This is a genomic window from Corynebacterium maris DSM 45190 (genome assembly GCF_000442645.1).
In the GTDB taxonomy this organism is placed as follows: domain Bacteria; phylum Actinomycetota; class Actinomycetes; order Mycobacteriales; family Mycobacteriaceae; genus Corynebacterium; species Corynebacterium maris.
Genome location: NC_021915.1, coordinates 1,514,434 through 1,534,263 on the forward strand (window position 1 = coordinate 1,514,434; position 19,830 = coordinate 1,534,263).

At 65.1% G+C, this 19,830-nt stretch carries 17 protein-coding genes; 9 read left to right on the plus strand and 8 right to left on the minus strand.

What is annotated here, in order from left to right; translation table 11 throughout:
• Positions 1-4: 4 nt before the first annotated feature.
• Together sufB and B841_RS07110 are read right to left on the minus strand one after the other, a co-directional pair.
• Positions 5-1,450 carry a Fe-S cluster assembly protein SufB gene (gene sufB / locus B841_RS07105; RefSeq protein ID WP_020934810.1) on the minus strand — a complete coding sequence of 482 codons (1,446 nt, stop codon included), beginning with the start codon at positions 1,448-1,450 and terminating at the stop codon, positions 5-7.
• A complete protein-coding gene (locus B841_RS07110) occupies positions 1,447-2,085 on the minus strand; it encodes a helix-turn-helix transcriptional regulator (protein ID WP_156844863.1) in 639 nt (212 codons plus the stop codon). Before B841_RS07110 ends, sufB begins: the two co-directional genes overlap by 4 nt.
• Positions 2,086-2,296: 211 nt before the next feature.
• On the opposite strand from B841_RS07110, the gene mptB reads away from it, so the two are divergent.
• The 4 genes from mptB (at position 2,297) to B841_RS07130 (ending at position 6,640) form a co-directional block, all read left to right on the plus strand.
• Positions 2,297-3,901: a polyprenol phosphomannose-dependent alpha 1,6 mannosyltransferase MptB gene (gene mptB, locus B841_RS07115; RefSeq protein WP_041631810.1), complete on the plus strand. Its 1,605-nt coding sequence runs from the start codon at positions 2,297-2,299 to the stop codon at positions 3,899-3,901.
• Between the two features lie 11 nt (positions 3,902-3,912).
• A complete protein-coding gene (locus tag B841_RS07120; protein ID WP_041631811.1) occupies positions 3,913-4,836 on the plus strand; it encodes an ABC transporter ATP-binding protein in 924 nt (307 codons plus the stop codon).
• A gap of 67 nt (positions 4,837-4,903) precedes the next feature.
• Positions 4,904-5,605 (plus strand): ABC transporter permease, encoded by a 702-nt coding sequence (locus B841_RS07125; RefSeq protein ID WP_052337816.1) that lies wholly within the window; start codon positions 4,904-4,906, stop codon positions 5,603-5,605.
• A 72-nt stretch (positions 5,606-5,677) separates the two neighbouring features.
• Positions 5,678-6,640, plus strand: a complete 963-nt coding sequence (locus tag B841_RS07130) for a COX15/CtaA family protein (RefSeq protein ID WP_020934815.1) — start codon at positions 5,678-5,680, stop codon at positions 6,638-6,640.
• A gap of 456 nt (positions 6,641-7,096) precedes the next feature.
• Here the strand turns inward: B841_RS07130 and B841_RS07135 are convergent, their stop codons facing one another.
• A complete protein-coding gene (locus tag B841_RS07135; protein ID WP_318532939.1) occupies positions 7,097-8,044 on the minus strand; it encodes a heme o synthase in 948 nt (315 codons plus the stop codon).
• A 273-nt stretch (positions 8,045-8,317) separates the two neighbouring features.
• Between B841_RS07135 and tkt the strand changes: the two genes are divergently transcribed.
• The 5 genes from tkt to pgl all read left to right on the plus strand — a co-directional run bounded on the left by tkt (position 8,318) and on the right by pgl (position 14,887).
• The gene (tkt, locus tag B841_RS07140; protein WP_020934817.1) at positions 8,318-10,420 is read left to right on the plus strand and encodes a transketolase; all 2,103 of its coding nucleotides are present in this window, start codon (positions 8,318-8,320) and stop codon (positions 10,418-10,420) included.
• A gap of 26 nt (positions 10,421-10,446) precedes the next feature.
• Complete coding sequence (gene tal / locus B841_RS07145; RefSeq protein WP_020934818.1) at positions 10,447-11,529, plus strand: transaldolase; 1,083 nt, start codon at positions 10,447-10,449, stop codon at positions 11,527-11,529.
• Positions 11,530-11,607: 78 nt separating this feature from the next.
• Positions 11,608-13,146 (plus strand): glucose-6-phosphate dehydrogenase, encoded by a 1,539-nt coding sequence (zwf, locus tag B841_RS07150; protein WP_020934819.1) that lies wholly within the window; start codon positions 11,608-11,610, stop codon positions 13,144-13,146.
• Positions 13,147-13,167: 21 nt separating this feature from the next.
• Positions 13,168-14,097, plus strand: a complete 930-nt coding sequence (locus B841_RS07155; protein WP_020934820.1) for a glucose-6-phosphate dehydrogenase assembly protein OpcA — start codon at positions 13,168-13,170, stop codon at positions 14,095-14,097.
• Positions 14,098-14,119: 22 nt separating this feature from the next.
• Positions 14,120-14,887: a 6-phosphogluconolactonase gene (pgl, locus tag B841_RS07160; protein WP_020934821.1), complete on the plus strand. Its 768-nt coding sequence runs from the start codon at positions 14,120-14,122 to the stop codon at positions 14,885-14,887.
• Positions 14,888-14,950: 63 nt separating this feature from the next.
• Here the strand turns inward: pgl and secG are convergent, their stop codons facing one another.
• The 5 genes from secG to whiA all read right to left on the minus strand — a co-directional run bounded on the left by secG (position 14,951) and on the right by whiA (position 19,764).
• Positions 14,951-15,184: a preprotein translocase subunit SecG gene (gene secG, locus B841_RS07165; RefSeq protein WP_020934822.1), complete on the minus strand. Its 234-nt coding sequence runs from the start codon at positions 15,182-15,184 to the stop codon at positions 14,951-14,953.
• Between the two features lie 101 nt (positions 15,185-15,285).
• Positions 15,286-16,071: a triose-phosphate isomerase gene (gene tpiA, locus B841_RS07170; RefSeq protein ID WP_020934823.1), complete on the minus strand. Its 786-nt coding sequence runs from the start codon at positions 16,069-16,071 to the stop codon at positions 15,286-15,288.
• A 42-nt stretch (positions 16,072-16,113) separates the two neighbouring features.
• Entirely contained in the window at positions 16,114-17,331 is a 1,218-nt protein-coding gene (locus tag B841_RS07175; protein ID WP_020934824.1) for a phosphoglycerate kinase, read from the minus strand.
• Between the two features lie 148 nt (positions 17,332-17,479).
• Entirely contained in the window at positions 17,480-18,484 is a 1,005-nt protein-coding gene (gene gap / locus B841_RS07180) for a type I glyceraldehyde-3-phosphate dehydrogenase (RefSeq protein WP_020934825.1), read from the minus strand.
• Positions 18,485-18,783: 299 nt separating this feature from the next.
• Positions 18,784-19,764: a DNA-binding protein WhiA gene (whiA, locus tag B841_RS07185; protein ID WP_020934826.1), complete on the minus strand. Its 981-nt coding sequence runs from the start codon at positions 19,762-19,764 to the stop codon at positions 18,784-18,786.
• Between the last annotated feature and the right edge of the window lie 66 nt (positions 19,765-19,830).

Genomic DNA, 19,830 nt, shown 5'->3' on the forward strand with positions numbered 1-19,830 from the left:
TGGTCTAGCCCACCGATCCTTCCATCTGCAGTTCGATCAAACGGTTGAGCTCGAGGGCGTATTCCATCGGCAGCTCCTTGGCGACGGGCTCGACGAAGCCGCGCACGATCATCGCCATCGCCTCTTCCTCCGGGATACCGCGGCTCTGCAGGTAGAAGAGCTGCTCCTCGGAGACCTGCGACACCGTGGCCTCATGACCCAGCACGACATGGTCGTTGCGAATGTCGTTGTACGGGTAGGTGTCCGAACGCGAGATGTTGTCGACCAGCAGCGCGTCACACTCGACCTGGGAGGTGGAGTTGTGGGCGTTGGCGTTGACCTGGATCAAGCCTCGGTAGGACGTGCGGCCGCCCGCGCGGGCCACGGACTTGGACACGACGTTCGAGGACGTGTGCGGCGCCATGTGGGTCATCTTGGCGCCGGTGTCCTGGAACTGGCCCTCGCCGGCGAAAGCGACGGAGAGGACCTCGCCCTTGGCGTGCTCGCCGGTCAGCCAGACCGCCGGGTACTTCATAGTGACCTTGGAGCCGATGTTGCCGTCGACCCACTCCATGGTGGCGCCCTGCTCGGCCTTGGCACGCTTGGTGACCAGGTTGTAGACGTTGTTCGACCAGTTCTGGATGGTCGTGTAACGCACGCGGGCGTCCTTCTTGACGATGATCTCGACCACGGCGGAGTGCAGCGAATCCGACTTGTAGATCGGCGCCGTGCAACCCTCGACGTAGTGGACGTAGGAACCCTCGTCCGCGATGATCAGGGTGCGCTCGAACTGGCCCATGTTCTCGGTGTTGATGCGGAAGTAGGCCTGCAGCGGGATGTCCACGTGGACTCCCGGCGGGACGTAGATGAAGGAACCACCGGACCAGACCGCGGTGTTCAGCGCGGAGAACTTGTTGTCGCCGGCCGGGATGACCGTGCCGAAGTACTCCTTGAACAGCTCCGGGTACTCCTGCAGGGCGGTGTCGGTGTCGACGAAGATGACGCCCTTTTCCTCCAGGTCCTCGCGGATCTGGTGGTAGACGACCTCAGACTCGTACTGGGCGGCGACGCCGGCGACCAGGCGCTGCTTCTCCGCCTCCGGGATACCCAGCTTGTCGTAGGTGTCCTTGATGTCCTGGGGCAGGTCGTTCCAGTCGGTGACCTGGCCCTCGGTGGAGCGGACGAAGTACTTGATCCGGTCGAAGTCGATGCCCGACAGGTCGGCGCCCCACTTCGGCATCGGCTGCTTGTCGAAGATCTTCAGCGCCTTCAGACGCTGCTCCAGCATCCACTCGGACTCATTCTTGAGGCCGGAAATGTCGCGGACGACTTCTTCGCTGAGGCCGCGGCGCGCGGAAGCGCCTGCCTCGTCAGAGTCGTGCCAGCCATAGTTGTACGGGCCAATGGAATCGATGATCTGGTCATCGGTCATGTCGGTCTCGAGACCGGGTGACGGTTTTGCTTGGGTCATGATCCGCTCCTCTCGCTGTTGATGTGCTCGGTCGGGGTCAAAGGAATGTTCGTCGTACAGATACCGTGCCCGTCCGTGATGGACGCGAGCGGTTGGACGTGCACGCCGACCAATGAGGAAATTACCTCATGTTCGGCCTCACAAATTTCCGGGTGCTCGGAGGCCACATTAGCCACCGGGCAATGGTGCTGACAGATCTGGATCCCCGCCCCGGCTTTCGTCACCGAGGCGGCGTACCCGTGGCGGTCAAACGCCTCCGTCAGCTGTTCCGTCGTGTCTTCGATGGACTGCCCGGATCCGTCGGACGGCATGATTCCGTCGACGATCTCCTCAATCCTTTTTCGCGCGAACCTGTGCACCGCTTCCGTCCCCCCGACCTCACGCAGAGTGTCCAGGGCTTCGGAAGCCAGGGTGTCGTAGGCGTGCCCGAATTCGGCACGTCCTGCGTTTGTGAGTCGATAGTGCTTCGCGGGGCGGCCTCGGCCGGCGCTTTTTCCTGCGCGCCAGTCGACCGTCTCCGCGAGCCCTTCCTCGACCAGGATGTCTAGGTGTCGTCTGACACCGGCGGCCGAAAGGCCGAGACGATCACCGAGACCCGTCGCAGTGTCAGGGCCGTGCTTAAGCAGCAGGGTCATGACCTGGCTTCGGGTTTCGCCTTCCACGGATCGCGCTTCAGGAACTTTGGCTTTGTCATTGTTCGCCACTGCATTCACCACCTTGCACTTGCTTGTTTGCCGGATCTTCGGCGTTCATCTTAAGACAACACTAGTGTTCCTTAATTCATTCCCGTTGTCCACCAGCGCGGTTTTCCCCGTACGGCGGACCCGGCCCCTAGGATGAGGATCTGTGCATTCCAAGTCGAGGCGATCCCCCGCCGGTTCAGTCGCCGCAGGGCTTCACGATGAAGCGTTGGTGACCCGTCCCGCAGCCAGCGGCACCCGGACGCTCAACCGCTTCCTCGTCTTACGGTGGGTCGGAGCGGTCGGCGCGCTTCTGATCGGGGTCGGCGCACTGGGCGCCGGCGCCCTCCCGGTCGTCGGAAACCCCTACGTCCACTTCCCCGCCGGCTCCCTGCTGTCGAGGATGCTCCAGACTTCGTCCGCCGTCGTTTTCATCGGCGTGGCGTTGATGGTGGTCGCATGGGTGCTGATGGCCCCCTTCGTCGGAGTGGGCACGAAAGCCCGGGAATCGGTGTCGATGTCCCTGCTCAAGCGAACGTTCGCCGCCTGGACGGCCCCGATCCTGATCACCGCACCCATCTTTACCCAGGACATCTACTCGTATCTGGCGCAAGGCTCGATCGTCGCCCAAGGCATGGACCCGTACGCGGCCGGCCCCGTGCAGCTGTTGGGCGCGGAGCACCACCTGGCCAGGTCCGTCCCGTTCATCTGGGCGGAATCCCCCTCCCCCTATGGACCCGTGGCCCTGGGCATCGCCGCGGCCATCAGCAGACTGACCGACGACGCCATCGTGTGGGGGGTGCTGGCCCACCGGCTGACCGCACTCATCGGCCTCATCGCCGCGGGTTGGGCGGTGGCCAGGCTTGCGAGACGCTGTCACGTGAACCCTCCCGCCGCCGTGTGGCTGGGCCTGCTCAACCCGCTCACCCTGCTGCACCTGATCGGGGGCATCCACAACGAGGCCATTCTGCTCGGCTTCATGCTCGTGGGCATGGAGGTCGGTCTCCGCGGAGTGGACCGGTTGCGTCGCGGCGAAAACAGGGACGGCTGGCTCCTGGTCTTGGCCGCCGGCGCGCTGATCTCCTGCGCTGGCCTGGTCAAGGTGACCGGCTTCCTCGCGCTCGGGTTCGTCGGCATGTCCCTGGCGAAATACCGGCATGAGCGCGGCGTCCACCCTTTCCTCGCGATCGTCGGGGCTGCGGCCGTCAAACTGGCGTGCCTGGTGATCACGACGGCGGTCGTCTCCGCCCTGACCGGCATCGGATTGGGGTGGATCACCGGTCAGGGAGGGGCGGCGACGATCCGCAGCTGGATGTCCGTCACGACGGACGTGGGCGTCGTCTTCGGCTGGTTCGGCATGCTTCTCAACCTCGGCGACCACACGGACGCCGTCCTCTCCATCACCCGTGCGATCGGCGTGCTCGTCGCGGCGGCGTTTATTCTGCGGATGCTTTTCGCCACTTTCCGCGGCACCATCCACCCCGTCGGAGGCCTCGGAGTCGGGACTTTTGTGCTGGTCATCCTGTTCCCGGTGGTGCACCCCTGGTACATGCTGTGGGCGATCCTGCCGCTGGCGGCGTGGGCGAACCGATCCGAGTTCCGCATTGCGGTGGTGGCCTATTCCGCGGCGATGAGCTTCTTCGTGCTCCCCCGCGGCTTGTCGCTGCCCCCGGCCACCGTCCTCACGATCTACGTGGCTGCGTTGCTGGGCGCGGTGGCCGTCCTCGCTTTGGGGTGGCTCATTATTCGCAGATCACGGGCGATGGCCTAGACTGTCATGTCGTGACTACAACTTTCGACGGAGCAGCGCTGCAGCTGGAGGGCGTGGTCAAGGTATTCGGCGATAAAACCGCCGTCAACGACCTGTCCCTGACCGCCCGACCCGGGACGGTGTTGGCCCTTCTCGGCCCCAACGGCGCGGGAAAGACCACAACCATCGAGATGTGCGAGGGCTTCCAGAAGCCGACCTCAGGCAGCATCCGGGTGCTCGGGATGGACCCGGCCACTCATCCGGAGGAGGTTCGCAGCCGCATCGGCGTCATGCTCCAGGGCGGGGGCTCCTACAACGGCATTCGGGTGGCGGAGATGATGCATCTGACCGCGGCCTATAACGCAGACCCGCACGACCCCGACTGGCTGATCTCCCAGCTCGGCTTGGACGGGGTGCGCAAAACCACGTACCGGCGGCTGTCAGGCGGCCAGAAACAGCGTCTCTCCCTCGGCATCGCCCTGCTCGGGCGCCCGGAGCTCATTTTTCTGGACGAGCCGACCGCCGGCATGGACGCCCAGTCCCGACTGGCCGTGTGGGAGCTGATCCGGGCACTGCGCCGTGACGGGGTGACGGTCATTTTGACCACCCACCTCATGGACGAGGCCGAAGCGCTCGCCGACGACATCGTGATCATCGACCACGGCAAAGTCGTCGCCGAGGGCACCCCGACAGACTTGACGACGGCGGGCGGAGCGGTGCGCGACGAACTGCACTTCAGCACCGACCGTGATTTCAACGCTGACGGCCTCGGCGTCGACGTATCCATGAACCGACCGCTGCATTATCGTGTGGCCGCTGCAGCGACTCCGGAACTGATCCGGGATCTCGCCGCGGCCGCCGCAGCGCAGGGCGTGCTGATCCGCTCCGTGGACGTCGCCCACCGCAACCTGGAGGACGTGTTCCTCGACATCACCGGCAGAGAATTGAGGAGCTGACGTGCACACCGACCTGTACCCCGCCGGAACCTTCGCCCCGGCGCCGAAACGGGCGTCCGCGACCGCGATGGCGCTCGCCCAAGGACGCATCGAAACCAAGCTGATGATCCGCCACGGAGAACAGCAGCTGCTGAACCTCATCATCCCCTTGGCGATGCTGCTGGTGGCGGCCTTTATTCCGCTGTTGGGAGAAGATCGGGGGCTGGAACAGATTTTCCCGATGATCCTGGCGGTGGCCACCACCAGCGCCGGTTTCACCGGACAGGCCATCGGCCTCGCCTTCGACCGCCGCTACGGCGCATTGAAGCGCTCCGGCGCGTCCGGGGTACCGGCGCGCACGATCATCGTCGGCAAAATCATCGCCGTGTTGTCGATGGTGGTGGTCCAGGTCGTCCTGCTCGGCGGCGCCGCCTTGGTCCTGGGCTGGCGCACCGACGCCGTGGGCGTCGTGTTCGGGGTGGTGACGCTGTTGTTCGGCGTCATCGCCTTCACCGCCCTGGGACTGCTCATGGGCGGATCACTCAGCGCCGAATTCGTCCTCGCTCTGGGCAACGCCATCTGGTTGGTGCTCATCGCCCTCGTCGGTTGGGTCCTGTACTCGCAGGGCCTGATGGATCCGGGCTGGTGGAACCTCGTGCCCTCCGTCGCGTTGGCCTCCGGGTTGACCGTCGCCTTTGACGGAATGATCCCCTGGGCGCAGATCATCGTCCTGATGGGGTGGGCGCTGCTTGCGTCGGTTGCGGCCATCAAATGGTTCCGCTTCGATTAGTTGATCTTTCCCACTCCCCGACCACTTACTTATTCACTGCTGTGAAAGGTAGAATTTTTCACCGTGACTACCATGACATCCGAGCCCTCCGTTCGCCGGGGTCCGTCTCTGCGCATTCAGCGCATTCTGGCGATGATCCTTCTCGTTGCACAGGGAGGAATCACCGTCACCGGCTCCATTGTCCGTGTGACCGGCTCCGGCCTCGGTTGTGACACATGGCCCAACTGCCACGAAGGCTCTCTCGTTCCCGTCGCCGGGGCGGCGCCCGCCGTCCACCAGTTCATCGAGTTCGGCAACCGCCTGCTGGCGATCGTGCTCGCGCTCATCGCTCTGGCATTGTTCATTGTGCTGGTGCGGGCGAAGCGCCGCCGCGAAATCCTGTGGCTTTCCTTCGTCTCCGGCCTCGGCGTCATTGTGCAGGCCGTCATCGGCGGTATTTCGGTGATCCTGAACCTGCAGTGGTGGGCCGTCGCGATCCACTTCCTGCCGTCCATGGTGCTGGTCTGGATTGCCGCGTTGCTGTATATGCGGATCGCCGAGCCCGATGACGCCGCCCCCGTGCGTCGCTTCCCGGACTACATCCGCACCCTGGCCGCCGTCGCCGCCGTCGCGCTCGCAGTCGTCTTGTTCACCGGCACCATGGTGACCGGTTCCGGCCCGCACTCCGGCGACGAGGGCATCGGCATGGAAGGCCGCCTCGAGCTCGACACCCGGATGCTGACCTACGTCCACTCCGCCGCCATGTACGTCTACCTCGGCCTGACTGCGCTCGTGCTGTTCATGCTCTACCGGTCGAAGGCCCCGAAGGCCGCCATCAACACCGCCTGGGTGCTGATCGCCATGATCATTGTCCAGTGGGCCATCGGGCTCACCCAGTACTACCTGGGCGTACCCCGCTGGACGATCCCGGCGCACATCGCCATGAGCTCGGTCGTCGTCGCCTTCACGGCCTTCCTCTGGGCGCATGGCCGTCGCCGCCCGGAAGCGGACGCCTCCCAGGCCACCGCTACGGATAAAGTCGCCAGCACTGTGTAGCTGAATTACCCCGGCTCCCTCCGCCCCTTCCCGCTCAGCGGCAAGGGGCTTTTTATCGCCCCATGAGCCCGTCCCCCAGGGGTTCTGGCGGCGCTCGTCGCTCCCGCCGCGTGGCGCACGGCCATGTCCCCATCTCGGTGAGCGATGTGCCGCCGCAGAAAATACGAGGCGTCGGAAAGTCGCTTCCCCGCCGCGCTTAATTTTCTCCTTCAGCTGGCGGAATGAAGATGAGCGCACCCGTGCTGTGTGGCATTTTCCGACGCCCCGTATTCCCCGGTCAGCTCAAAACGAACCGCGCTTCCCAACACGCCGCAGGAGCGCCCCTCAAGGATGGTTGTGCACGCGGACTGCAGCTCCGATAAGTCATCGGCCGAGGCCGTGGGCCAAAAGATTAAGAAACGGGCCGCGGTGGATGCCCCCACTGCGGCCCGTTACCTTATTCATGCGGTCTCTGAGTTAGAAGAAGGTCGTGTTCCATCCCAGGTAGTCACTGATCGTGGGCATCCCGATCACCGCGTCCACAGACAGCGCGATGAAGAGGATCGCCAGGTAGTTGTTCGAGAGGATGAACAGCTTCAGCGGCTTGACTTCTTCCCCCTTGGTCACGCCGATGTGCAGCTTGGTGGCCATGCCGATGAACAGCACGCCACAGATGATGGCGCCGGCCAGGTAGATCCACGACGTGCCCGGGATCAACAGGAAGGACACCAGCACGGTCGCCCAGGTGTAGATCAAGATCTGCTTGGTGGTCTCTGCTGGGGAGGCGATGACCGGCAGCATCGGGACTTCAGCCTTGGCGTAGTCGTCCCGGTACTTCATGGCCAACGCCCAGGTGTGCGGCGGGGTCCAGAAGAAGATGATCAGGAACATCACGATGGCCTGCCACCACTGGTCCGGCGAATCGTCGGCGACGTTGTCGCGGATCACGGCCCAGCCCACCAGCACCGGCATGCAGCCGGCGGCGCCGCCCCAGATCACGTTCTGCCAGGTGCGACGCTTGAGCCACTTGGTGTAGACGAAGATGTAGAACCAGTTGGTGATGACGATGAACAGCGCGGCCAGCCAGGAATTGCAGACCAGTCCGAGCCACAGCACACTGGCGATCAGCAGGACCCAGGCGAAAATCGCGGCCCGCTGTTTGGTGATCTTCGCGCGCACCAGCGGACGCGCACGGGTGCGGCCCATCTTCTGGTCGATGTCATAGTCCTCGACCATGTTGAAGGTGTTCGCGGCCGCGGCGCCCATCCACCCGCCCAGCAGGGTTCCGAGGACGAGCAGGAGATCGACGTTCTCCCACCCTCGGTTCGCCTGCAGCATCGCCGGGATGGCGGCGACCAGGAGGAGTTCGATCACCCGCGGTTTGGTCAGCGCTAAATAGGCCTTAATGACGTCCAAGGGGTGAATCCTCCAGTGTTCTTCGTTTTCAACTCGCTACCACAGTTGTCGGCTGTGGAGGACCGAAAGTTCCCGGCCGTTTATAACCGAAATAATCCTCGCTCATCTTAGTGCGTGGGGGACAGCCTGAACCAATCCCCGCCCAGGGCAATTGCGTAGACCACATTCCCTCCCCCAAGTAGCACCAATTAACATGGGGTAAAGGGTAGAATAGGCGTTGGCCGACATGCCCTGGTTCCCGGAACCATCCATCACCGTCGATTTAAAAGCGAGGACATCACTGTGACCCTGTCACCTGAACTGCAGGCTCTGACCGAACGCAGCTACCCCACCGACTGGAGCGATCTCGACACGAAGGCCGTCGACACGGCTCGCATCCTCGCCGCCGACGCCGTCCAGAACATCGGTTCCGGACATCCCGGCACCGCCATGTCGTTGGCGCCGCTCGCGTACACCCTGTACCAGCGCGTGATGAACTTAGACCCCACCGACGACCAGTGGTCCGGACGCGACCGTTTCGTCCTCTCCCCCGGCCACACGTCCCTGACCCAGTACATCCAGCTGTTCCTGGGCGGATACGGCCTGGAGATGCAGGACTTGAAGGAACTGCGCACTTGGGGCTCCAAGACCCCGGGCCACCCGGAGTACAGCCACACCCGCGGCGTCGAAATCACCACCGGCCCGTTGGGCCAGGGCCTGGCGTCGTCCGTCGGCATGGCCATGGCCGCCCGCCGGGAGCGCGGGCTGTTCGACCCGGAGGCCCCGGCCGGCGAGTCGCCTTTCGACCATTTCATTTACACCATCGCCTCTGACGGCGACGTCCAGGAGGGCGTGACTTCCGAGGCGTCGTCCCTGGCCGGCACCCAGCAGCTGGGGAACCTGATCGTGCTGTGGGACGACAACCGCATCTCGATCGAGGACGACACCAACATCGCCTTCAACGAGGACGTCGTTGCCCGCTACGCTTCTTACGGCTGGCACACCCAGGAGGTTGAGGGCGGCGAGGACGTCGTCGCCCTGGAAGAGGCCATCGCCAACGCCCAGCAGGTCACCGACAAGCCGTCCTTCATCCGGGTACGCACCGTGATCGCTTACCCGGCGCCGACCAAGATGAACACCGGCGCCTCCCACGGCGCCGCCCTCGGCGAGGACGAAGTCGCCGCGACGAAGAAAGCCCTCGGCTTCGACCCCGAGAAGCACTTCCACATCGATGAAGACGTGCTCTCTCACACCCGCAAGCTCGTCGAGCGTGGCGCAGAGAAGCAGGCCGCGTGGCGCGAGCAGTTCGACGCCTGGGCTGAGGCCAACCCGGAGCGCAAGACGCTCTTCGACCGTCTGCGCGACGGCGCCCTGCCCGAGGGCTGGGACGCCGAACTGCCGACCTGGGAGCCGGACGAGAAGGGCCTGGCCACCCGCAAGGCTTCCGAGGCCGTGCTGCAGGCGCTGGGCAAGACCCTCCCGGAGCTGTGGGGCGGCTCCGCTGACCTGGCCGGATCCAACAACACCATCATCAAGGGCGAGGCGTCGTTCGGACCGGAATCCCGCTCCTCCGACATGTTCACGATGGATCCCTACGGCCGTAACCTGCACTTCGGCATCCGTGAGCACGCGATGGGCGCGATCATGAACGGCATCGCCCTGCACGGCCCGACCCGCCCGTACGGCGGCACCTTCCTCATCTTCTCCGATTACATGCGCCCGGCCGTCCGCCTGGCGGCGCTGATGGAGACCGAGGCCTACTACGTGTGGACCCACGACTCCATCGGCCTCGGCGAGGACGGGCCGACCCACCAGCCCATCGAGCAGTTGGCGTCGCTGCGCGCCATCCCGGGCATGAGCATGCTGCGTCCGGCCGACGCCAACGAGACCGCCGCCGCCTGGGCCACCGCCCTGGAGTACAAGAAGGGCCCGAAGGGTCTGGCCCTGTCCCGCCAGAACCTGCCGGTTCTGGAAGGCACCAAGGAAAAGGCCCGCGAGGGCGTCCGCCGCGGCGCCTACGTCTTGGTGGAAGGTTCCCAGGAGACCCCGGACGTCATTCTCATGGCCTCCGGCTCCGAAGTGCAGATGGCCGTCGAGGCCGCCCGGGAGCTGGAGTCGGCGGGCACCGCCGCCCGCGTCGTCTCCGTCCCCTGCATGGACTGGTTCCTGGAGCAGGACGACGACTACCGCGAGTCCGTGCTTCCGGCCGCCGTCGAAGCCCGCGTCTCCGTGGAGGCCGGGGTGGCCATGCCGTGGCACCAGTTCACCGGGTTCAAGGGCCGCAACGTCTCGCTCGAGCACTTCGGCGCCTCCGCCCCGTACCAGAAGCTCTTCGAGGAGTTCGGCATGACCGCCGAGGCAGTGGTCGCCGCCGCCCAGGACTCCCTCGCCGCCGTCAACGACTAGCACCGACCGTCAGCAAAGGACTTTCCATGACTTATATCGACGACCTTTTCGAGATCGGCACGTCCACCTGGTTGGATGACCTGTCCCGGGACCGCATCAAATCCGGCAACCTCCGTGACGTCATCGACTCCAAGTCGATCGTCGGCGTCACGACCAACCCCTCCATCTTCGCCTCCGCGATGAGCAAGGGCACCGCCTACGACGAGCAGATCGCGCAGCTCAAGGCCGCAGGCGTGGACGTGGACGAAGCCGTCTACGCCATGACCATCGACGACGTGCGCGACGCCTGCGACGTCTTCGCCGACATCTACGAGAAGACGGACGGCCAGGACGGCCGCGTCTCCATCGAGGTCGACCCGCGCATGTCCGCGGATCGCGACGCGACCATCGCCCAGGCGAAGGAGCTGTGGGAGAAAGTCGACCGCCCGAACGTGATGATCAAGATCCCGGCCACCGATGAGTCGCTGCCGGCGATCTCCGACGCCTTGGCCGAGGGCATCTCCGTCAACGTGACCCTGATTTTCTCCGTCGGCCGCTACCAGCAGGTCATCGACGCGTTCAAGGACGGCATCCAGCGTGCCGCCGACAACGGCAAGGACGTCTCCGCCATCCACTCGGTCGCCTCCTTCTTCGTCTCCCGCATGGACACCGAAGTCGACAAGCGGCTGGAGGCCATCGGCGGCGACGAGGCGCTGGCGCTGCGCGGCCAGGCCGGCGTGGCCAACGCCCGCCTGGCCTACGGTCTCTTCCTGGAGGAGTTCGACGCGAGCGACCTGCCGGCAGGCACTAACCCGCAGCGCCCCCTCTGGGCCTCGACCGGCGTGAAGAACCCGGACTACCCGAAGACGCTGTACGTCTCCGAGCTGGCCGGGCCGAACACGGTCAACACCATGCCGGAGGACACCATCGACGCCGTCCTTGAGGAAGGAAACCTCCACGGCGACACCCTCAACGGCACCCAGGCCGAGGCCAAGGAGGTCTTCGATCAGCTGAAGGCCGTCGGCGTCGACATGGATGACGTGGTCACTGTTCTGGAGAGGGAAGGCGTCGACAAGTTCGTCGCCTCCTGGTCCGAACTGTTGGAGTCCATGGCTGAGCGACTCAAGTAAGAGAAAGAATGTCCCACTTCAGTAGTCTTGAGTGGGACATTTCCATTTTCGCAGCACCTTCGTCGAAAGGATCATACTGTGCCCGATAAGAACGGCACCTGGGTTAACCCGCTTCACAGCCACAACGACAAGCGGTTACCCCGTATCGCCGGCCCGTCGGGCATGGTGATTTTCGGCGTCACCGGCGACCTGGCCCGCAAGAAGCTTCTGCCCGCGATCTACGACCTCGCCAACCGCGGCCTGCTGCCCGCCGGCTTCACCCTCATCGGATTCGGCCGCCGCGACTGGTCCAAACAGGACTTCGAGGATTACGTCTGGCAGGCCGTGACCGAAGGCGCCCGCACCAAGCTCAACGAGACGGTCTGGGAGCGCCTCGCCGAGGGCATGCATTTCGTGCGGGGCAATTTCGACGACGACGTCGCCTTCGACACGCTGGCGGAGACCATCGCCGAGATGGACGCCACCCGCGGCACCGGCGGAAACTGGGCTTTTTACCTCTCCATCCCGCCGAATTCTTTCGCGGACGTCTGCCACCAGCTCGAACGCACCGGCATGGCCACCGCCGACGAACAGAGTTGGCGCCGCGTGATCATCGAGAAGCCGTTCGGCCACGACCAAGAGTCGGCGCGGGAACTCAACGAGATCGTCAACGCCGTCTTCCCCGAGGACGCCGTCTTCCGCATCGACCACTACCTGGGCAAGGAAACCGTCCAGAATATCCTGGCGCTGCGCTTCGCCAACCAGCTCTTCGACCCGCTGTGGAACTCCCAGTACATCGACCACGTGCAGATCACCATGGCCGAGGACATCGGACTGGGCGGCCGCGCGGGATATTACGACGGCATCGGCGCCGCGCGCGACGTCATCCAGAACCATCTGCTTCAGCTGCTCGCCCTGATGGCCATGGAGGAACCCATCTCCTTTGAGCCGGCTGAGCTGCAGGCGGAGAAGGTGAAGGTGCTGCGCGCCGCTCACCCGGTGTATCCGCTGAGCAAAACCACCGCCCGCGGCCAGTACGTCGCCGGCTGGCAGGGATCCAAATGGGTCCCCGGGCTACGGGAGGAAGATGGGTTCGACCCGAACTCGAACACCGAGACCTACGCGGCCTGCACCCTGGAGATCAAGTCCCGTCGCTGGGCCGGGGTGCCTTTCTACCTGCGCACCGGCAAACGCCTCGGTCGCCGGGTCAGCGAAATCGCCCTGGTGTTCAAGGATGCGCCGCACCAGCCTTTCGACGCCAACGACGTCACCGCGCTCGGCAACAACGCGGTCGTCATCCGGGTCCAACCGGACGAGGGCGTCCTGATGCGGTTCGGCTCGAAGATCCCGGGCACCACCATGGAAGTCCGCGACGTGAACATGGACTTCTCCTACTCGGAGGCGTTCACCGAAGAATCCCCGGAGGCCTACGAGCGACTCATCCTGGACGCCTTGCTGGATGAGGCCAGCCTCTTCCCCACCAACGCCGAGGTCGAGCTGTCGTGGGCGATCCTGGACCCCATCCTGGAGTATTGGGACGCCAACGGCCGCCCGGACGAGTACCGGGCCGGGTCCTGGGGCCCGGAAAGCGCGGACGCAATGCTTCGCCGCGACGATCGCACCTGGCGTCGTCCCTAAAGAACCGAGAGGGTTGCACACATGATTATCACGCTCAACGACACCACCACCCGCGAGGTTTCCAAGGCTCTGCTTAATTCGCAGGAAAACTACTCCCTGGCCACCGGCCGGGTGTTGACGCTCATCGTCGTCGCTTCCGTCGACGACGACCTCGACGCCATCTTGGTGCCCGTCCGCGACGCCTCCCACGAGCACCCCGCCCGTGTGCTGGTCATGCTCACCGACCCCGGAGCCCAGACCTCCAGGCTCGACGCGAAGATCATGCTCGGTGAGGACTCGGGCGCGTCCGAGCTCGTCCTGATGCGACTGTTCGGGGAAATGGCGAAGCACCTGGACGACGTCGTCACGCCCCTGCTCCTGCCCGACACCCCGATCGTGGCCTGGTGGCCGACGGCCGCCCCGGCCCGCCCCGCCGAGCACCCGATCGGCAGGATCGCCCAACGCCGGGTCACCAACGCCAGGCACAATATCTCCGGCAATGCGCTGCTGCGGCTGAGCTCCGGCTACACGCCGGGCGATTCGGACATGATGTGGTCGCGCATCACCAACTGGCGCGGCATCGTCGCCTCCGCGCTGGATCGCTACCCGCACGAAGACGTGCTGTCGGTGGAGGTCACTGGCCCCGCAGACAACCCCTCGGTCGATATTGCGGCAGGCTGGTTGGCGGACCGTCTCGGCACCCCCGTCGAGCGGACCGTGCAGGAATGCGAGGACGACGACAACATGTTCCCGATCCGCACGCTCACCCTGCACCGACCCTCCGGGCCCATCGTGGTGAATATCGCCGACGCGCACACCGTCAGCCTGACCATGCCAGGTCACCCGAATTCAAAGGTCGCGATGAGCGTGCGGCAGGACGCCGACTGCCTCGCCGAAGAACTGCGTCACCTCGACCCGGACCTCGCCTACGCGGCCGCGCTGCGCGGCCTCGGCCAAGTGTCCGTCACTTAACCCCTCTACGGAAGGAATTTTTATGGTCACCGTCAACCGCGTTTCCGATCTCGACGAACTGGTCCGCACCGTTGCGGGCCGAATCATCGACGTCGTCTCCAACATTCAGGCCACCTCCGGGGGCCGGCACAACGACGGGGTCGCCCGTCTCGTGCTCACCGGCGGTACCGCCGGCGTCCGGGTCCTGGCCCAGCTGCGGGAGTTTGACGCCGCCGCCGATGAGCAGGCCGAGACTTTCCCCGCCCAGCGTATCGACTGGTCCCGGGTGCGGATCTTTTTCGGCGACGAGCGCAACGTGCCGGTCAGTCACGAGGACTCCAATGAAGGGCAGGCCCGCGAGGCGTTGCTCGACCACGTGGCGATCCCGGCGGAGCAGATCCACGGCTACGGCCTCGGCGAGCGAGACCTGAGCGAGGCCGCGGCGGCGTATGAGACGGTGCTGGCGGAATTCGCGCCCGAAGGGTTCGACGTCCACCTGCTGGGCATGGGTCCCGAAGGCCACATCAACACCCTTTTCCCGCACACCGCGGCCGTCGCGGAGACCGAGAAGCTGGTCGTCGCGGAGTACGATTCGCCCAAGCCGCCGGCGGAGCGGGCGACGCTGACGCTGCCGGCCGTGGCCAAGGCCGAGCGCGTCTGGTTCTTGGTGTCCGGAAAGGACAAGGCGGAGGCTGCGGGGCATGTCGTCCGCCGCTCCTCCCCCGCCGACTGGCCCGCCGCTGGCGCTGTCGGCGCCGTAGAAACGGTGCTGTTCGTGTCGGAGGACGCCGCCGGCGAGATCGACGGCTAGTTTTTCGCTCGACACAAGAAAACCCGGAACGACGTTCTCGTTCCGGGTTTTTCTTCGCGCTGTTTAGCTGTACGCGGTGATGAGGTTCAGCGCGATGACGCACGCGATCCAGACCAGCGCCACGATGATCGTGTAGCGGGTGAGGTTTTTCTCCACCACCGTCGAACCGGAGAGGTTCGACTGCACGCCGCCGCCGAACAGGCTGGACAGGCCGCCACCCTTACCCTTGTGCAGCAGCACAAAGACAATGAGTAGAAGCGATGCGATCATGAGGATGATCTGCAGGGGCAAAACCATGTGATGGTTCCTCCGACCAGTGAGTCGACGGCGAACAGGGAACTTTGAACAGTCTACACTCTCCGGCCTGCTGTCACGCTACCGGGGCAGACAAGATCCTGTCAGTAGTCGACCGGTCCCGCGGCGGCGGCGATGAGGCGGGCGAATTCTTCGCCGTCCAGGGAAGCGCCGCCGACCAGACCACCGTCGACGTCCGGCTGTTCGACGATCTCGGCGATGGTGTCGGTCTTGACGGAACCGCCGTAGAGGATGCGGATGGCGTCGGCGGTCTGCTCGTCGGTCAGCTCGCGCAGCAGGCCACGGATCGCGGCGCACACTTCCTGCGCGTCAGCGGCCGAGGCGACCTTGCCGGTGCCGATCGCCCACACCGGTTCATAGGCGATGACGGTCTTCGCCAGATTTTCGGCGGACAGGCCTGACAGAGAGGCGCGGGTCTGGTCGACCACGTAATTGACGTGGTCGCCGGCCTCCCGGACGTCCAGCGGTTCACCGACGCACACGATCGGGGTGACGCCGTGCTGGAGCGCGGCCTTGGCCTTCGCCGCGACGAGCTCGTCGGATTCACTGTGGTGCTCACGTCGCTCGGAGTGGCCGACGACGACCCAGCGGCAACCGAGTTTGGCCAGCATCTGGGCGGAGATGTCACCGGTGTAGGCGCCGGACTCGTGCTCCGAGACGTCCTGGGCGCCGTAGGTGACCGGCAGTTTGTCGCCCTCCACCAGCGTCTGCACGGAACGGATGTCGGTGTACGGGACGGTCAGCGCCACGTCGACGTGCTTGTAGTATTCCTTGGGTAGGGCGAAGGCGAGTTTTTGCACGGTACCGATGGCCTGGATGTGGTCCAGGTTCATCTTCCAGTTACCGGCGATGAGGGTTTTGCGGGCCATGGTTTCCTTTTCCTTGGTGAATCGGCTGAACAGTTTCATGCGTTAGTCGTTGAGGACCGCCAGGCCCGGCAGTTCCTTTCCTTCGAGCAGTTCCAGGGAGGCGCCGCCGCCGGTGGAGATGTGGCTGAAACCGTCTTCATCCAGGCCGAGCACGCGGACGGAGGCCGCGGAATCGCCGCCGCCGACGACGGTGAAGGAACCGTTGTTTCGGGTGGCGTCAATGATGGCCTGAGCCACCCCGGCCGTGCCCTGGGAGAAGTTCTCCATCTCGAACACGCCCATCGGCCCATTCCAGAAGACAGTCTTGGAGGTGGCGATCACCTCGGCGAATTTCTTCACCGACTCCGGGCCGATGTCCAGCGACAGCCAGTCCTCCGGCATCCCGTCCACGTCGGTGACGGTGGTCTCGACGTCGTTGCTGAACTCCGGGGCGGAGACCAGATCGACCGGCAGGACGATTTTGTCGCCGAAGCGCTCCAGGAGATCCTTGCAGGTGTCGACCATTTCCTCCTGCAGCAGGGACTTCTGGGTGTTGTGTCCCTGGGCGGTGAGGAAGGTGTAGCACATGCCGCCGCCGATGATGAGCTTGTCCGCCTTGTCCGCGAGCGCCTCGATCACGCCGAGCTTGTCGGAGACCTTGGAGCCGCCGAGGACGACGACGTACGGGTGGTCCGGGTCGGAGGCGACCTTGGTCAGCTCTTCCATTTCCGCGCCGACGAGCGCACCTGCGTAGGCCGGCAGGCGCTTGGCGACGTCGTAGACGGAAGCCTGGGCACGGTGAACGACGCCGAAGCCGTCGGAGACGAAGGCGCCGTCGTCGGCGGCCAGATCGACGAGTTCCGCTGCGAAAGCTTCCCGTTCCGCCTCATCCTTGGAGGTCTCACGCGGGTCGAAGCGCACGTTCTCGAGCAGGAGGATCTCCCCCTCGGTCAAGCCGTTGGCGCGCTCGTGGGCGTCTTCACCGGAGACGTCGCCGGCCAAAGCGACGAACTGTCCGAGTTCGTCGCTCAGGGCGTCGGCGACCGGCTGAAGGGAGTACTTGGCGTTGACCTCGCCCTTGGGACGGCCCAGGTGAGCCATGACGATGACCTTGGCGCTGCCTTCGAGGAGGGCGTTCAGCGTCGGCAGCGACGCGGTGATGCGCCCGGCGTCGGTGATCTCCCCGGCGTCGTTGAGCGGGACGTTGAAGTCGGAGCGAACGAGAACGTGGCGTCCGTCGACGCCTTCGTCCAGCAGGTCTTGGAGGTTCTTGACGGTCATGGCACTCCTAGTGTCTGGGTTGTCTGTGATTGAATAACCGGACTTTAGTGTAGCTACCTAAACGTGGCCCGGGGTGTGCCGAGGCACACCCCGGGCCACGAGGGTTCTGGGCGCTGCGCCGTTCACGGTTCACGCGCCGAAGAATATCTTAGAGCTTGGCGGCGACCATTTCAGTCAGACGCAGCAGCTGGACCGTGTAGCCCCACTCGTTGTCGTACCAGGACACGACCTTGACCTGGTCGCCGACGACCTTGGTCAAGCCGGAGTCGAAGAGGGAACCGTGGTCGTCGGTGATGATGTCGGTGGAGACCAGCGGCTCATCGGTGTAACCCAGAGCGCCGGTGGAGTCCGCCTCCGCGGCCGCCTTCATGATCTCGTTGACCTCCTCGGCGGTGGTCTCGCGGGAGGCGGTGAAGGTCAGATCGGTGGCGGAACCGGTGATCACCGGAACGCGCAGCGCGTAACCGTCGAGCTTGCCCTTAAGCTCCGGCAGGACCGTGGCCACGGCCTTGGCCGCGCCGGTGGAGGTCGGGACAATGTTCTGGGCCGCGGCGCGGGCCCGGCGCAGGTCACGGTGCGGGGCGTCGTGCAGACGCTGGTCACCGGTGTAGGCGTGGATGGTGGTCATCAGGCCACGCTCGATGCCCAGCCCGTCGTTCAGCGCCTTGGCCATCGGGGCCAGGCAGTTGGTGGTGCAGGAGGCGCCGGAGATGATGTGGTGGTTGGCGGGGTCGTAATCTTCGTGGTTGACGCCGTACACGAAGGTGGCGTCCTCGCCCTTGGCGGGGGCGGAGATGATGACCTTTTTGGCGCCGGAGTCGAGGTGCAGCTGCGCGCCTTCACGGTCTTTGTAGATGCCGGTGGACTCGATGACGATGTCCACGTCGTGCTTGGACCAGTCCAGGTTCTTCGGGTCGCGCTCGGCGTGCACGGCCACCCGCTTGCCGTCGATGGTGATGGATTCGTCGTCGAACTCCACCTCGCGACCGAGGCGGCCAAGAATGGAATCGAACTTAAGCAGGGTGGTGAGGGTCTTAATGTCGGTGAGGTCGTTCACCGCAACGATCTCGAGGTTTTCCGAACGGTCCAGGACCGCTCGGAAGAAGTTGCGTCCGATGCGGCCAAAACCGTTGATGCCAACGCGGATAGTCACTGCTGTTCTCCTCTGAGGTAGAGAGTTAGTTACGGGCTCGCGGGCCTGTTGTCAGGCCCTGGCCCACCACCTCGAAGTCTAACGATTTACCGGTGGCACCGCAGAGCGGAGACCGCGTGCAATTCCTCCCCCGCGGAAAACTTATGCTGGCCAGGGCTATTTTCAGACATTTTTCACTACGGGGAAGTTCGACCTACGGCAGGACCACCCCCAAAAGGTGCGACCAATGCGGGATTGCGGGGCGACGATGCGAACCCCAAGCCTGGGAGGGGCACATAAGTGACGTTCGTCACCCCTCGCTAGCCGTCGAAAGTCTCCTCCGGGACAGCCGCGTGCGTATCGGCGATTCCCGCTTCTTGCGCGTGCTTGTCCGCCATCGACAACAGCCGGCGAATACGTCCCGCCACCGCGTCCTTCGTCATCTGTGGATCCGCCAGCCGGCCGAGCTCTTCGAGCGAGGCGTGCCGGTGCTGCACCCGCAGCTGCCCGGCCTCGGCGAGGTGCTCCGGGACGTCGTCCCCCAAAAGCTCCATCGCCCGTTCCACGCGGGCCGCGGCAGCCACCGCGGCCCGGGCGGAACGGCGCAGGTTGGCGTCGTCGAAATTGGCTAACCGGCTGGTCGACGTCCGAACTTGTCGACGCTGGCGTTTCTCATCCCACTCCAGACGGGCTTGAACGGCGCCCATCCGGGTCAGCAACGCCCCGATCGCCTCCCCGTCCCTGACCGCCACCCGGTCGACCCCCCGGCTCTCCTTCGTCTTCGCGGCGATCCCCAGCCGACGAGCGCAACCGACCAACGCCAGCGCCGCCTCCGGCTGCGGGCAAATGACCTCCAGGGCCGCTGTCCGGCCCGGCTCCGTCAGTACCCCGGAAGCAAGGAAAGCGCCCCGCCATGCGGCCTCGCTGTCCTCCACCGCCCCCGAGATCACCTGCGGCGGCAGGCCGACCACCTGCGTCCCGGAACGCGTCACCAGCCCCAGCCGACGAACCATGTCCTCAGTGTTGCCCGACACGCTCACATGGTAAAGCGTGGCCTTGGAGTTGGCGCCCGGGTAGCCCGCCCGCACGGTGACGCCCACGTGATACAGGCTCGTCAGGAGCTCCCGGAGGCGCTCCGCCACCGCCTGCTCCTGCAGCTCCGCCTCCACCACGAGCCGGCCGCGGTCGACCTCGAAACGGCCGGCGAAACGCAGCAGCGCAGCGGCCTCCGCCGCCCGCGCCGCAGACCTCGCCACATCGACTCTCAACAGCTCGTCTTTGACCTTAGCCGTCAATGCCACTGCCTTGTCCTGCCCTTCTCGAAAGACGCCGAGCTTTCTCCTCGGCGGGAAAGCCTTGAATCTGAC

What these genes read in the sequence shown, in the direction of transcription:
- B841_RS07110 (WP_156844863.1), bottom strand. Translation starts at nt 2,085, where the DNA reads ATGACCCTGCTGCTTAAGCACGGCCCTGACACTGCGACGGGTCTCGGT.
- tal (WP_020934818.1), top strand. Translation starts at nt 10,447, where the DNA reads ATGACTTATATCGACGACCTTTTCGAGATCGGCACGTCCACCTGGTTG.
- sufB (WP_020934810.1), bottom strand. Translation starts at nt 1,450, where the DNA reads ATGACCCAAGCAAAACCGTCACCCGGTCTCGAGACCGACATGACCGAT.
- pgl (WP_020934821.1), top strand. Translation starts at nt 14,120, where the DNA reads ATGGTCACCGTCAACCGCGTTTCCGATCTCGACGAACTGGTCCGCACC.
- tpiA (WP_020934823.1), bottom strand. Translation starts at nt 16,071, where the DNA reads ATGGCCCGCAAAACCCTCATCGCCGGTAACTGGAAGATGAACCTGGAC.
- B841_RS07130 (WP_020934815.1), top strand. Translation starts at nt 5,678, where the DNA reads ATGACATCCGAGCCCTCCGTTCGCCGGGGTCCGTCTCTGCGCATTCAG.
- B841_RS07175 (WP_020934824.1), bottom strand. Translation starts at nt 17,331, where the DNA reads ATGACCGTCAAGAACCTCCAAGACCTGCTGGACGAAGGCGTCGACGGA.
- secG (WP_020934822.1), bottom strand. Translation starts at nt 15,184, where the DNA reads ATGGTTTTGCCCCTGCAGATCATCCTCATGATCGCATCGCTTCTACTC.
- B841_RS07155 (WP_020934820.1), top strand. Translation starts at nt 13,168, where the DNA reads ATGATTATCACGCTCAACGACACCACCACCCGCGAGGTTTCCAAGGCT.
- B841_RS07125 (WP_052337816.1), top strand. Translation starts at nt 4,904, where the DNA reads ATGGCGCTCGCCCAAGGACGCATCGAAACCAAGCTGATGATCCGCCAC.